The organism is Methanococcoides sp. LMO-2 (assembly GCF_038432375.1).
GTDB classification, from domain to species: Archaea; Halobacteriota; Methanosarcinia; order Methanosarcinales; family Methanosarcinaceae; genus Methanococcoides; species Methanococcoides cohabitans.
Window position 1 is genome coordinate 180687 of sequence record NZ_JBCAUS010000003.1, and the last position, 14455, is coordinate 195141.

15 protein-coding genes are annotated in these 14455 nt (G+C 44.3%); 7 read left to right on the forward strand and 8 right to left on the reverse strand.

The features are described from left to right. Positions 1 to 5 precede the first annotated feature (5 nt). Complete coding sequence (locus WOA13_RS06050; protein ID WP_342127053.1) at positions 6 to 851, reverse strand: helix-turn-helix transcriptional regulator; 846 nt, start codon at positions 849 to 851, stop codon at positions 6 to 8. Between the two features lie 370 nt (positions 852 to 1221). Here WOA13_RS06050 and WOA13_RS06055 point away from each other — a divergent pair, with 370 nt between their 5' ends. The 3 genes from WOA13_RS06055 to htpX all read left to right on the forward strand — a co-directional run bounded on the left by WOA13_RS06055 (position 1222) and on the right by htpX (position 4083). Beyond that, on the forward strand, positions 1222 to 2730 hold the full coding sequence (locus WOA13_RS06055) for an AAA family ATPase (RefSeq protein WP_342127054.1): 1509 nt from the start codon (positions 1222 to 1224) through the stop codon (positions 2728 to 2730). 2 nt (positions 2731 to 2732) lie between these two features. Beyond that, complete coding sequence (locus WOA13_RS06060; RefSeq protein WP_342127055.1) at positions 2733 to 2984, forward strand: hypothetical protein; 252 nt, start codon at positions 2733 to 2735, stop codon at positions 2982 to 2984. A gap of 241 nt (positions 2985 to 3225) precedes the next feature. After that, positions 3226 to 4083, forward strand: a complete 858-nt coding sequence (gene htpX, locus WOA13_RS06065; protein WP_342127056.1) for a zinc metalloprotease HtpX — start codon at positions 3226 to 3228, stop codon at positions 4081 to 4083. Positions 4084 to 4103: 20 nt separating this feature from the next. Here the strand turns inward: htpX and WOA13_RS06070 are convergent, their stop codons facing one another. Beyond that, positions 4104 to 4550 (reverse strand): DUF488 domain-containing protein, encoded by a 447-nt coding sequence (locus WOA13_RS06070; RefSeq protein WP_342127057.1) that lies wholly within the window; start codon positions 4548 to 4550, stop codon positions 4104 to 4106. A gap of 189 nt (positions 4551 to 4739) precedes the next feature. Here WOA13_RS06070 and WOA13_RS06075 point away from each other — a divergent pair, with 189 nt between their 5' ends. From WOA13_RS06075 to WOA13_RS06085, 3 genes are read left to right on the forward strand one after another with little or no spacing between them, the layout of a single operon-like run. Next, the gene (locus WOA13_RS06075; RefSeq protein WP_048205716.1) at positions 4740 to 5393 is read left to right on the forward strand and encodes a thymidylate synthase; all 654 of its coding nucleotides are present in this window, start codon (positions 4740 to 4742) and stop codon (positions 5391 to 5393) included. Further along, a complete protein-coding gene (gene aroA, locus WOA13_RS06080) occupies positions 5394 to 6677 on the forward strand; it encodes a 3-phosphoshikimate 1-carboxyvinyltransferase (protein ID WP_342127058.1) in 1284 nt (427 codons plus the stop codon). Positions 6678 to 6723: 46 nt separating this feature from the next. Further along, the gene (locus tag WOA13_RS06085; protein WP_342127059.1) at positions 6724 to 7923 is read left to right on the forward strand and encodes an NAD(P)/FAD-dependent oxidoreductase; all 1200 of its coding nucleotides are present in this window, start codon (positions 6724 to 6726) and stop codon (positions 7921 to 7923) included. A 62-nt stretch (positions 7924 to 7985) separates the two neighbouring features. On the opposite strand, the gene WOA13_RS06090 is transcribed toward WOA13_RS06085, so the two are convergent. From WOA13_RS06090 to WOA13_RS06115, 6 genes are all read right to left on the reverse strand, one after another. Further along, positions 7986 to 8489 (reverse strand): TrpY family transcription regulator, encoded by a 504-nt coding sequence (locus WOA13_RS06090; RefSeq protein ID WP_342127060.1) that lies wholly within the window; start codon positions 8487 to 8489, stop codon positions 7986 to 7988. Between the two features lie 180 nt (positions 8490 to 8669). Further along, positions 8670 to 9578: an energy-coupling factor ABC transporter ATP-binding protein gene (locus WOA13_RS06095; RefSeq protein WP_342127061.1), complete on the reverse strand. Its 909-nt coding sequence runs from the start codon at positions 9576 to 9578 to the stop codon at positions 8670 to 8672. Beyond that, complete coding sequence (cbiQ, locus tag WOA13_RS06100) at positions 9575 to 10339, reverse strand: cobalt ECF transporter T component CbiQ (RefSeq protein ID WP_342127062.1); 765 nt, start codon at positions 10337 to 10339, stop codon at positions 9575 to 9577. The genes WOA13_RS06095 and cbiQ overlap by 4 nt, the downstream gene beginning before the upstream one ends. A 17-nt stretch (positions 10340 to 10356) precedes the next feature. Continuing rightward, entirely contained in the window at positions 10357 to 10794 is a 438-nt protein-coding gene (locus WOA13_RS06105) for a hypothetical protein (protein WP_342127063.1), read from the reverse strand. Next, complete coding sequence (cbiM, locus tag WOA13_RS06110; protein ID WP_342127064.1) at positions 10791 to 11417, reverse strand: cobalt transporter CbiM; 627 nt, start codon at positions 11415 to 11417, stop codon at positions 10791 to 10793. Before cbiM ends, WOA13_RS06105 begins: the two co-directional genes overlap by 4 nt. Before the next feature lie 58 nt (positions 11418 to 11475). Beyond that, on the reverse strand, positions 11476 to 12630 hold the full coding sequence (locus WOA13_RS06115) for a PGF-CTERM sorting domain-containing protein (protein WP_342127065.1): 1155 nt from the start codon (positions 12628 to 12630) through the stop codon (positions 11476 to 11478). Positions 12631 to 13158: 528 nt separating this feature from the next. On the opposite strand from WOA13_RS06115, the gene WOA13_RS06120 reads away from it, so the two are divergent. After that, entirely contained in the window at positions 13159 to 14445 is a 1287-nt protein-coding gene (locus WOA13_RS06120) for a homocitrate synthase/isopropylmalate synthase family protein (protein WP_342127066.1), read from the forward strand. The last annotated feature ends 10 nt before the right edge of the window (positions 14446 to 14455 follow it).

Genomic DNA, 14455 nt, shown 5'->3' on the forward strand with positions numbered 1-14455 from the left:
CACAATTATCGATGCTCATCGGGAATTAGAATGACATTTCCCCTACCCTTCTTGAACTTCTCCACAAGTCCCCGGTTCTCAAGATCTGAAACTATCAGGCTGACCTTTGCTTCGGAATAGCTGAGTTTCGAACGGAGGTCCTTCTGAGTGATCCTTCCACCACCGGACCTGATAATATCAAGTACTTCCTGCAGGTCTGAAGGCAAAGGGGCCTGCTCCTCCACTTCAACATCTTCAGTAGCTACTGACTCTTTACTGACCTCAGGATCTTCAGGTGATGCCGCCTCCGACCTATCTTCTACAACAGAAGCTATTTGCATCCCTTCATCGACATCTTTCTTCCTTTTCTTCCCAGAGAACAGATAGAAACCGGACCCTGCTACTATAAGGATAACAAGACCCGCGATATAGATCAAAGTACGATCATCGGATTCACCTTCAATTGCTTCTGCGTCTTCTTCCAGTGAAGCGCTGATATTCAAAAGATCAAGGTCCTCTGAAAGATCGCTGTCATATGAGGGAAGAAGGATCAGGTCTATAATATAGTCACCATCATCGGCGATGGTTATGGTTTCCTGAGTGGAAGCCGTAAGCGTGTTGTTCTCGTAATAAGTTGCGGTGATCAGGTATTCTCCCGGAGCAAGGTTCATGGAATACACACCATATTTCGCCACGATAGACTGTGGCGGTGTGGAGTTCACTTCGATGATCACATTCTCCATCAACTGGAAGGTATCCCACTCATAGATAGCACCGTGGATGGTAGCTGTTTCTTCAGCACTTACCGGAACTGCTGAAAAGAGGCATGTTAAGACGCATATACTGAGAACAAATAGACTCCTGATCTTCACAGTGCAATATTATGAGAGATAACTATAATAGTTTATTGTTACTCCCAAAGCCATTTTTCAGATCTTTTTGACCAGTGATACCAGATTACCTGATGCAAGTCACATATTTTCGGCAAGCATGACAGAGGAAAATACAGCTAATTACAGAAAAATCGGATATTAAAGTTTTAATTTAAAATAAAAAGATTTTCAAAACTTCTTTTTTACAAATATGCGACCATCAAGTTTTAATGAAATTATAATGCCTGTAAACACCCTCATTATTCACGAATGTGAGAGGATGAGTGATCAAGTTCTAAAGTAAGTATATATTCAAATATCCCGAATATTGCTTTGTAAGTTTATTCCATGACTAATGGAGGAATCTGAAATGAAAAGAGGAACGATGAAATGTTTTGCAATTATCGCTGCTGTACTGATGGTGGTCAGTCTTCTGCCCATCAGTGCACTTGCAGCAAATGGGGATGGGTTTGAGACTGCTCCGGGACAATTGAAGAAAAATCTTACCGATGATGACTTCGATCCTGCACAGGACAGGGACAGGTTAAGAACAAATTTCCAGGAAGCTAAGAATGACTATAATAAAATGACATCTGAATTCCAGAATGTCAAGGCTAAGCAGGCAAGAGGTCAGCTTACTTCTGAGGAAATGATCAATGAATCCAAAGATTATCTCAATGGGACCATTGATTACATGATCATACGCCTTGACAATATCAAGGAAGAGCAGCAGAATGACGATGTGAATGCAACCATTAACGATTACATCGCAGAGCTCGAAGAGATTAGGGGAGATGTTGAAGACGCTGAAACAAGAAAAGACCTCTCAAATGCACTGAAAGATATCAGGAAGGTCTGGAAGGATGCAATAAAGGATATAAGGGGATTCACTGCACTGAGAGTAGGAGAACATCTCGATGATCACATTGCCAACGCCAATCGCATAGCTGAACGCCTGCAGAACGAAATAAATGAAATGGAGCAGAACGGACAGGATGTTGAAGAACTTCAGGAAATGCTTGATGAGTATAACGAACTGATCGCTGAAGCTGAATCACTCCGGGAAGAGGGAAAGATCGAGGATGCTATCGATAAGACCAGGGAAGCTAACGAAAAGATCAGAGAACTCCTTCAGGAAATGAAGCAAAACAGGAAAGGATTTGTCCACATGGAAGGCGAGGGACCTCTCAATGCAGAGGGTGACGGAACCATCGTCCTTTCCGGACAGCTTAATGTTACCATCAACGCAACAGATGCAATGCTTGTGATCAAGGATCTTGAAGGGGATGCATACATCAATGTCACCGGAGAATATGACCTGGTGAATGAAGAAAGAGCAGACGAAGGAGATCATGCACTTGTATACCATGACTTCACCGGCGATGCTATCATTAACGGAACCAGGCTCACCATCATGGTACGCGGAGAAGATATGACAGTCTTCGCAGAAGGCTCTGGAAGTGCTTCACTCTCAGGAGAGGGAAAATACAGGATTGGCGAAGGTAACGAAGCATTTGTAACCGAGTTTGCAGGAGATGCTACAGAAGCTGAAGAAGTTGATGATGAAGAAGACGTTGACGATGAAGAGGAAGATGAACAAGAGATCGAGATCGAAGTAAAGATCTTTGAAAATAACGCATCTGCCATAGTGGAAATCGATGATACAGTGGATGAATTTGATCTCAACATGACTGATGAAGAAGAGATCATTTCAGAGATTGAGAACAGAACCTCATTAACAAATGAGCAGATCACTGGTAACATCGAGTTTGATTATGAGGACGAAGAGGAGTCTGAAGCTTCTGGAACTGAAAGTGAGGGAACAGAAACAGAAACTTCAGGCCACAATGGAGATGAGAATGGAAATCAGGAGGACTAATAGTGGCCAGCTTTAAGCACATTGGAATTATCGCAATCCTCCTGATCGGACTCGCTTTCTCCGGTTGTGTGGGTGACCAGCCTGCAGATGATGAGGTTGATGCCGAAGCACCAACAGCAGATGAGATTCTTGCAGAAGAAGGAGTCGGGCTGACAGATTCAGAGATCGAGGACCTTGAAAGCGACCTTGACGAACTGGAAGCCACACTTTCAGAGCTTGATGAGGACGAAAATCTAACCATCGAAGAGGTCTGAACTGTTCGCAGTTCATTCTTCTTTTTCTTTTTCTACTTCTTACTTTTTTCTTGTTCCTTTTTTGTCTTGTGATATTTTGAAATGGCAGAATTAAGCTGGAATTATAATCCTTTCTTTAAATAAGATGGCACAATGTTTATATAGAACTACAATGCAATGGATTACAGGGTATGTGTGGATATATTGAAATGGTAGTTGATCCAATCAACTAAATGAAATCCACCCCAAAATGAGGTAGAAAATGAAGAATATGTTTAAGACCACATTATTGCTGGCATCCCTGACCGGACTTCTGGTCATCGTGGGCCGTCTTGTTGGAGGCCCTACCGGAATGCTCATAGCATTTGCTTTTGCTATTGTCCTGAACTTCGGGAGCTACTGGTACAGTGACAAGATCGTCCTGAGGATGTACCATGCAAAAGAGGTCACAGAATCTGAAAGTCCGAAACTGTACGAGATCGTACGCAAACTTGCAATGCGTGCAGACCTCCCAATGCCTAAGGTCTACATTGTTGAAACGTCCATGCCAAACGCATTTGCAACAGGAAGAGACCCTAAACATGCAGCAGTTGCAGCCACGACCGGCATCCTTAACCTTCTGACACCGGAAGAGATCGAGGGTGTTCTGGCACACGAGCTTGCACACGTAAAGAACCGTGACACGCTTATCAGTGCAGTTGCAGCGACCATTGCAGGTGTTATCACAATGATAGCAACCTGGGCAAGATGGGCTGCGATCTTTGGAGGTATCGGTGGCAGGGACGATAACGGAGGAAGCAATATCGTAGGATTCATTGCACTTGCAATTGTAGCACCTCTCGCTGCGACCATAATCCAGCTTGCAATTTCCCGTTCACGTGAATTCGCAGCCGATGCGGAAGGAGCACGTATCTCACAGAAACCATGGGCACTTGCCAGCGCACTTTCCAAACTGGAATCCGGCGCACAGCACTATCAGCCACGCAGGAACGATGTACAGCCAAATGAGAACACGGCACATATGTTCATCGTCAACCCTCTGAGAGGCAGTTCACTGATGAAACTTTTCAGGACACACCCGTCCACAGAAGAAAGGATACGCAGATTGAACTCAATGTGAGCAAGATCATAATAGATAAATTAGAAACTGAAAAGATCTGCCTGGCCCGGATCGGTCAGGTGGATTACTCTTATTCCACTGCCCTCAAGTTCATTTGAAAGCTTGTAGCGGTGGCATCCTTTAGGATTTTTCTCAGCACACATCAACACGATGCCGGAGTTGTTGCTATTTACTTCTTTTATCTTGTCGATCAGTTTTGTGAAATACCCACGAAACTTATCTGTACGCATATAATCAGTATAGCTCTCTTCCCTCAAACCGCCAAGACCGGGACAATGGGAATAGATAATATTGTACTTAGGCAGCATTAACTCAAGGTTCTCTTTATTGAACTCCTCACGTACCGAATGCGGATAGCTGCGAACATCAATAAGGCAGGAAAGGTTATACTGCTGCAAAATCCCGATAAATTCATCCAGGGACCTGTTACCATAGCCAATGGTGTAGCACCGGTTATCTTCATCCATCGGGATGACTGAATGGATGTGAAGTTTATTATCTTTTCTGTGATATATACCAGCAAAGAATCGCTGGTAAAAAGATAGGGGAACTATGTTTGCCCTACTTTTGATCTCCCGATTATTTTTAAATAGATAGCTATATTACATGATAATGCTTATTTCAGTACATTATAGTCATAATAGGGAGAATTTGTCATGACGCAGGATGCGGCAATTGGAAGGATCATAAAAGCTCAGACCATCAGTGATGCATGGTACCGCGGACTCAATGTAATATGGAATCACGGTAAGGTCATTACGGATGAAAGAGGAAGCCAGATACGAGAGTTCATGAACCTGATGGTCGTGATAGATGACCCGTACAGGAATGAGATCCCTGCTGATATCGCCTGGAACCAGGAAAGGCTGGAAGAATATGCAAAACAGCTTATCACAGGTGAAAATGCACAGGATTTCGAATACACATACGGACAAAGGCTTCGAAACTGGGATGATAAGACAGACCAGATCGCCTATGTCATTGAAAAGCTGAAAAACAACACAACGACCAGAAGGGCTACGGCCGTCACATGGATCCCTGACGTGGATACCAAAGTTGATGAAGTACCCTGTATGATAATCGATGATTTCAAGATCAGGGATGGAAAGGTCCACCTTACAACTGTTTTCCGCAGCCATGATTTTGCAGGAGCATATCCTGCCAATCTCTATGGCCTTTCAAAACTTCTGGAATACGTTGCAGACAATGTGGGACTCTCAGCCGGAACCATCACCACTGTCAGCATCTCCGCACACATATATGACCATGACTGGGACAAGATCGAGAAAATTGTAAAAGGGGTGCAGTAAATGAAAGTAACAGTCGGAAAATCAGGTGTACACGGGGAAGTGTTCGCACCACCCTCAAAGAGCTATACACACAGGGCCATCACCATAGCCGGCCTTTCAAAAGATTCAACTATCCACAGGCCACTCCTGTCTGCAGATACACAGTCCACCATCCGCGCCTGTGAGATGTTCGGCGCATACATCGAAAAGGAAGGAGAAGATCTTTTGATCAGCGGTGTGGAAGGTGCTCCGGAAGTTCCGGAAGATGTCATCGACGTCGCTAATTCAGGAACAACTCTCAGGTTCATGACCGCCATCTCTGCACTTACAGAAGGAACCACCGTGCTTACCGGCGATAATTCAATAAGGTCAAGGCCAAACGACCCGCTCCTCAGGGTCCTTAACGACCTTGGTGTTGAAGCCTATTCCACACGTAACAACGGCTGTGCACCGATCGTTGTCAACGGAGGGCTTAAAGGTGCCATCGTCAAGATCGACGGGTCCATCAGTTCACAGTTCATATCCGCATTGCTTCTTGCATGCCCGCTCACAAAGAACAGCACTACCCTTTCCATTAAAGGTGAGCTGAAATCCAAACCATATATCGATGTCACACTGGATGTCATTGAAAAAGCAGGTGTTGAGATCCTCGTTGAGGACAATAACAACCCCAAGTTCATTATTCCCGGAAACCAGAGTTACAAACTTGAAGAATACACAGTCCCCGGGGACTTTTCATCAGCATCCTACCTTCTTGCAGCCGCTGCAATGACAAATTCAAGCGTGACCGTCAAGAATCTCTTCCCTTCAATGCAGGGCGATATTGCGATCATAAACATACTTAAGGAGATGGGAGCAAACATTTTCTGGGATATGGAAGCAGGAACTGCAACTGTAAATGGAGGAGAGCTTCACGGAATCACCATGGATGCAGGAGCCACACCCGACCTTGTTCCGACAGTTGCAGTCCTTGGGGCCATGGCAAAAGGTGAGACCACCATAAACAATGCTGAGCATGTACGCTATAAAGAAACAGACAGGCTTCATGCAATGGCAGTGGAACTTGAGAAGATGGGAATCTTCTGCAAAGAAGAAAAGGACAGCCTAACCATAAGGGGAGGAGAATTCAAGGGTGCGGAAGTACACGGCTGGCACGATCACAGGATCGTAATGGCCCTGACACTTGCCGGAATGGTTGCAGGAGATACAATCATCGATACCGCAGAATCCATTTTCATCTCATATCCTAACTTCTTCGACGCAATGCGTTCAATAGGCGCTGACGTTGTCCTTAGTGAACAATGAAAAAACCATTGTTCATTTTATTTTTCTTCCTTTTTGAGCTGTTCTCATGATCTATGATGTCGTTGTTGTCGGAGCCGGACCCACGGGATCCACAGCTGCACGCTATGCTGCCAGTTATGGTGCGAAAGTTCTCATGATAGAGGAACACGCCTCCATAGGGACACCTGTAGAATGCACCGGCCTCTTAAGCACACGTGCTGTGGCAGAATGTGACATTGCCCCTGATGATGAGTTCGTGCTAAACAGCGTACGTGGTGCTTTTGTGCACTCGCCGAACGGAACATGTCTTCCCATAGATGGCAGGAAGACAAAGGCGTATGTCGTTTCCAGGAAGATCTTTGACCGCAGGCTGGTTTCAATGGCAGTGAACGAAGGTGCGGAACTGCTGCTTAAGGGACAAGTTACAGGACTGGAAGAGAAGGAAGGATTACAGGTCCTTTCAGTGATGCATATGGGAAAGCCGGTCACGATCAGGGCAAGGGTCGTCATCGGAGCTGATGGTGTTAAGAGCACAGTCGCCAGATTCGCAGGCCTCGGAAAGGTCAAAAGGGTCCTTTCAGGAATTCAGATAGAAGCTCCTTACAGGTCTGAGAACGATGATTTTGTAGAACTGTTCGTAGGTTCGAGAGCACCGGGATTCTTTGCATGGACCGTACCTGTGAATGAAAATATATCAAGGATCGGCCTTGCTGTTGAACAGGGTAATGAGCAGAATGCGATTAATTACCTCAGAGATATCATCTCTTCAACTCCTCACGTTTGCGACAGGCACTCCGGGAGTATGCTGGACCTTGTTGTTGGAGGGATCCCCATCGGTCCCCTTGAACGCACTTACACAAAAGGAGTACTCATTGCAGGAGATGCTGCAGGTCAGGTGAAGCCGACTTCAGGTGGTGGCATCTATACCGGGGCCGCCTGTGCGAAGATCGCAGGAGAGGTTGCAGCAAAGGCTGCACTTGACGAGGATGTTTCAGCACAGAGGCTCAGTTTTTATGAAAAACGCTGGAAAGGCGAGCTTGGCCGGGAACTTGGTATCGGTATGAAGATCCATGATTTCGTAGGTGGCCTGAGCGATGATGAACTGGACGAAATGATAACAGCAATGAACAATCCTGCAATACTTGATATGATCACAAAATACGGGGATATGGACCACCCCTCGATATTGATCAAAAAATTGCTGAACCCGATGAACTCAAGGCACCTGATCGGGGTCTTCAGGGCTTTTGCAAAAGCAGTCCTGTGACAACGACTATTTCAATTCCCATCGGTAACCGGAATGGATGACAGAAAAAAGTAGGTATGATATCAGTAGATACTGACACCTTTTACACTTGGGAGCTTCAGGATATCACTGACAAGCTCACCGGGGATCTTTGAGTCAGTAATAATAGTCAGCTTTGCCTTGTTGCTGAAATGCGGATCATCAGAAACGGCCTGTCTGATGCTTATTCCATGGTCTGAGATCACCTGTGAGACGTTGGAAAGAATACCAACATCTGCGGCATCCTCAGGAGTGATTATAATAACGCCAAGACCCAGTGACGGAGCAACATCACGAAGGAATGGTATTGACCTTACGTTCTGGAAGATGTTCTTCAGAAGATCATCTGCAAGAATTGTATCGGTGGTAGCATCGACCACTCTGCGGTCCACACCTGCTTCTTTTGCAAGTTGTGTATGAGGGATCTCAATTGAACCGGATGTTACCTTTCCTTCATCGTTCACCTGAAAGCCACGTTCAAAAAGGATCTTTATGACCTTTTGCTGTGCAGGGTGCTTCTCGAACTTTTTGAGTACTGTGCTCCACATGATAATCAACTTGTTTCCCAAATTATAAAGAATTAAGTTCTAACTCATAGAAAAAAGGACTTAATAAATGTTCCGTTGATGAAGTCAAACAACTTACCTTCAGGTACTATGTTTTTAAAAATAAAAATAGATATGGAGAAAATTCCCCATGATCCAGTAATCGGTTATCTTAAGCCGATATCAGTGTTTGTAGCTTGAAATTACTTCATCCACCATATCATGAGTGTTCTCATGTACCTGAAGGCTCATTTTTCCTTCAAGAGCCTCAATGGCCTTTGTCAGCTCCTCAACAGATTCATCTATTGACATAGGGGTTTGTGAATGAGCCCCTCCGAAACAATTCATGATCTTGAAGAACTTAAAAATGTCAGGAGCATCCAGATTGTTCTCTTTTACAAGTATGGGATCCGAAAAGATATCTCTGGTTGTACCTTCTGCCACAATGGACCTGTTCAGGACGTAAACCCTGTCTGCAAGCTCAGAGAGAGCATTGATATCATGCATTGCAATAATAGTGGTGATTCCATGGTTCCTGTTCAGGTCATTGATCACCCTGATCAGGTCTGCCCTGCTCTTAGGATCGAGGTTTGCTGTAGGCTCATCCAGGACGAGGACCCTTGGTTCCATGGAAAGAACTGCTGCAAGAGCAGCTTTTTTCTTCTGTCCAAAGCTCATGTGATGAGGTACCTTTTCCTCGAATCCCTCAAGACCGACAGTTGCAAGTGCTTTTTTGACCCTTCTGTCAACCTCTTCTTCATCAAGGCCCATGTTCAGGGGACCGAATGCAACGTCGTCGTAAACTGTGGACATGAACAACTGGTCATCAGGTTCGGCAAAGACAACTCCGACTTCCCTGATCCTGTCCTCGGTTTTCATTTTTCCGATATTTTGCCCGAATATCTTCACGCAGTCCTGGTCGGAGCGAATGACACCATTAAGATGAAGGAAAAGAGTGGTCTTACCGGCACCATTCGGACCCATTATGACGATCTTCTCGCCCTGTTCGATCTCAATATTCACATTATCAAGTGCTTTCGTGCCATCCGGATAGGAATAATTGAGATCTGTGATACATATAGCTTTTTTCATGATAACGACATCCCATATAGCTTAAATATGATAATTACACCCACAAAAACAAATACGATACCGTAATCTGCTGTCTGCATTTTAAACTTAACAATTGTCCGGGATTCTCCGGTATAACCTTTTGAGGACATGGAATGATAGACCCGTTCAGCCCTTTCATAGCTCCTCACAAGGATCATTCCAACAATATTACCTATTATGGAAAGAGAATGCCTGTTTGCTTTTAGTTTAAACCCTTTGGCTGCCATCGATGTCCACATGTTGCGGAATTCATCAATGAACACAAAAATGAACCTGTAAGAGAACATCAATGTCTGGACAAAATGGGAAGGAACCTTTAGTGAATGGAGGGATTTCATCGTAGTGTCCATTTTTGTTGTTCCGAGCATGGTAAGTGCAAGCATAATAGAAGTTGATGCCCTGACAAATACCAGACCTCCATAGTATAGCCCTTCATAGGTCATGCTTATGCCGTGATATGAGTACATAACATCGCCGGCTACTGTAAAAGGCATTACTACCAGGAATGGCAGCACAAAGAAAAGACCTGGCTTCATTCGATGAAACATGAACCTCAGGGGTATCTTTGACATGAGCAAAATGCAGAACGAAAACAGCAGGCTTGCAAATGCGATCCTGATGTCTTCTACAAAAACAAAAGAAAAAATAAGAAGAGTGAAAGTGATTATCTTTGCCCTTGGATCGAATCGATGAATAATGGAATCAAGTTCCGCATATTTATCGATCTCAGGGTATTTCATCTTCGATACTCCGCTTATTAGTTATTTTCTTTCTTTGCAGTGTAGACCATTGCTATACCTGCAATTCCCAGGAGATATCCAAAACCGGTGAAGATCCTCATGAAAAGCGGAAGCTCAGCTGTTTCGTTGCTACCACCAATTGCATTTATCGTAGTTTCTCCCATATGACCGAACTGATCTACTGTCACATGATATTGTTCAACACCTTCGACAGGTGCAAAACTTAAGAAACCATCTTCATCGGTCTCACCTTCATAAAGGACTTCATCGGTCTCTGCATTGAGTACCTGGTACTCTGCCAGGCCCATTGGTGCATCCCCGTCATAGAAAGCTTTGACAACGATCTCGTCTGCGTTAAACTGCTCTACATAACACCTGTGTGCGGATGCAGCAGGTGTGAGTGACATACATAGGACCAATAATATTCCTATAGTGATTATTTTGCTGGATCTCATTTTTTGTCCTCCCTCTTAAGTGGAAGAAGTTCCGGTTTTACCTTTGCAAGGTATGATACTACTGATGCTGTTACTAGTGCTTCGATCACCATGATGACCATGTGTGGGATAACCACAAGCTTTGCCATCATTTCAAATTGCTGTCCTGTTGTGATAAGAGTAAGAGCCAGGAAGACCGTGGTAAGGAGAATTGCAAGACCTCCGCAGATCCCACCGATGGCAGGTTTTGAGATCCCCATTCCAGACCCTTTCCGGAATACTGCATAACAGATCAAAGCAGGTGCACCCACGTTGAAGCTGTTTACTCCTATTGTGGTTATACCCCCATGCTGGAACAACAATGCCTGAAGTACCAGGCCGATGAACATTGCAGGATATGCAAGTGCACCAAGTACAACGCCCAGCAGGCCGTTCAGGATAAGATGAACACTTGTAGGAGGTACATTAATGTGAATCAGTGAAGCAACAAAAAAGGCTGCTGTAAACACAGATAGTTTTGGGATCTGTTCTGCAATGCTACCCTCTTTTTGAGCCCACCTGAAAGCAAGAGCGATGAAAATTATAGAAGATATCCAGCCAAAAGCAATGACAGCTGGAGAAAGCACACCGTCTGAAATATGCATTATATATCTCTCCTTAAAAATAAGTAAAAGGGATGTTAATCCCTTTTAGGTTCGTTATTTATTTCCTTCTGAAAAGGCAGATTGCACCAAGGATGCCTGCAATTGCAATTGGGAATCCAAATCCTGGTACGCTGTTGCCTTCAGCTTCTGTAGAAACTGCGGAAGGTTCTGCTGCTACTGGTTCAGGTGCTGCTTCCGGATAAAGGGCAGCTTCAAGTTTCTCTCCCTTCTTCTGGAGCTGTTTTGCTTCATACTCTACCTTGTGAACAGCGTCGTGTGTTGCAGTTGCATGTGTAAGGTATGGCTCCTCAAGATCAAGGATTGCGTGAACAGCTTCATCGTGGCTCATAAGCTCATCTATGATACCCTGTGCGTGGTCATTGATCTCAGTGATCTTTGCCTTGACGGCAGCTTCATTTGCAGCTGGTTCTGCAGCGAGTGGCTTGAGCTCATCAATGTCCTCAAGGATTGCGGTTGCAGCCTGTTCTACATCATGGGATGAAAGGTGTACTTCCTCACCATAGTCTCTCCACTGCTGGTCAAGTGCTTCATCGTCAGCAATGTACTCGGTCTCATCGTGGATGGAGTGGGAAAGTTCAAGCATCTCGTTTGCAAGCTCTTCCATAGCGGTTACGTATACTCCTGCATCACCTTCAAGTACTACAGCTTCTGCAAGACCAAGGTCTTCTTCTACTTCTGCAGCGTGGGTCTTGATGTGATCTGCAATTGCACCTACTTCGGTTACAGACTCTTTGATATCTGCTGCATACTGCTGGTGTGACTCCGGTGCATCGGAAAGCATCTTCTGAAGGTCTGCCTCCTTGCTGTCAACGAGTTCAAGTGCTTCATCTGCGTGCTCGTTGATCTCTTCAAGAGCGATCTTTATCTCTGCTTCATTTGCTTCAGGGTCAGCTGAGAGTGCTTCAAGTTCCTCTGCATGTTCCTTGATAGCAGCCCCGATATGTTCGATATCATGGGAAGAAAGATGGATAGATTCTCCTGCAGCCCTGATGTCATCATCCAGACTCTCATCATCTGCAATTAACATGGTCTGGTCGTGAATTGTTGCGGACATCTCCACAAGTTCTTCTGCGTGTTCAATAACCTCATCGATAGCCATATGCTCATCCCCGTGTGCAGATGCAGGGAATACGCTTGCTACCATAAGGACAAGTGCTATTATTGCAATTCCAAATATTTTATTAAAACTCATAGATCTCACTTCTTTTGTAACCTAAACATTCTGATTTTTCAAACACCATAACAAAAGGTTATGTTTTTTAGTACAGGCTGTAAAAATAAACATGCATATATAGTTTATCTTTTGATGATAATTATATATATATTAGGTAACAATTGTAAATCAAAGCCCCCTCATATCTAATTTAATAAATGAAATCACAACAAATAATCGATAACGTCGTAAACTTCAAAAAATAAATTTAAATAAAAAATAACATCAGTATATAAACAAGCAATCATTAACAGTGTAAACTTTTAAAAAATAAACGAAGTGATGCGGCACAACCAAACGGCTTGAAAAAGAAAGACATTTTAAGGATAAAGTCATACAAGGCTTAAATCAATCAGAAAGACAGATCAGATAATGATGTTTTTTACAGACAGGCTCCTACCCTAAAAACGGACTGTTCTTAAACCGTTTTGTCAATGAAATATAAAGGACCTGCAAATGGCTTTTACCATAAAGTCTCACGATCAATTACATTCAAGGAGGTATTTTATGAATATATACAGAACTTATGATGATCTCCCAAAGATCAAGCTTCCAAAGGGACAGGAAGTAAGCATAAGTGACAGTACCATTCGCGATGGGGCACAGATGCCCGGTATTGTCTTAAAGGCCGAGCACAAGCTCAGGATCTATGAATTTTTACATAAGATAGGAATTGAAAAACTGGAGACATTCGCCTACAATGAGCGTGATAGGAACGCCATAAAGATGATGTTCGACAGGGGCTATGAATCACCGGAGATCACCGGCTGGGCAAGAGCTGTCCCCAGTGATATCGATCTTATCCTTGATATTGAGGATATCAAAGAGACAGGTGTTTTGATGTCGGTCTCCGACGCACACATGCTGGACAAGATGGGATTGCCCAACAGGGAAGCTGCAGAAGAGAAGTACCTGAACGCACTACAGTATGCAGTTGACCATGGTCTTCGCACCCGTGCACATATTGAAGATATGACAAGGGCTGACAATACCTATTTCGTTTATCCGCTTATAGAGAAAATCCTGGAGATCGATCCGAACTGTACCATCCGTCTTTGTGACACCATCGGTTACGGAGTCCCGTTCACAGGTGTTGAGGAGCCATTCGGAATACCCGAGATGGTAAGGCACCTGAAAGAAGACCTTAAGGCAAAGAATATTGAAACACATTGCCACGATGACTTCGGACTGGCTGTAGCCAACTCCATTGCAGGCTACTGGCACGGTGCTAACTGGTCAAATGTAACTTTCCTGGGAATCGGTGAAAGGGCTGGAAATGCTGAAATGGAGAAATTGCTTCTGTTCCTTGGACGACGTATCGAAGGTTTTGATAAATACAACCTCGAATGCCTCGCAGAGTTTGCACAGTTCATGCAGAAGGAGATCGGAATCAGGATCCCGAGGAACAAGTCCGTTGTAGGAAGCAACGTCTTTGCTCACGAATCAGGTATCCACACCGCTGGCGTGATCAAGAACCCATTCACATACGAGCCATATCCACCTGAGGTCGTAGGTGGGAACAGGGTATTCCTCATAGGCGATTCATCAGGTATCGAAGTACTGCGTTTCAAGGTACAGGATACCCTCAAGGAACTCATGGGAGTCCAGCTTACCGTAGAAAAGGATGACAAGCGCCTGAGGTCCATCCAGAAGGATATACACAAACTTTACGACAAGGAAAAGCGTGTATCCTGCATATCCGATGAAGAGATACAGGCTTATGTCGAGAAATACTTCCTTTTCGAGCCTATTGTTGAGAAGAACATGGCAAGAAAAGTAAACGGCATCGAGTAAAACTTGTCCG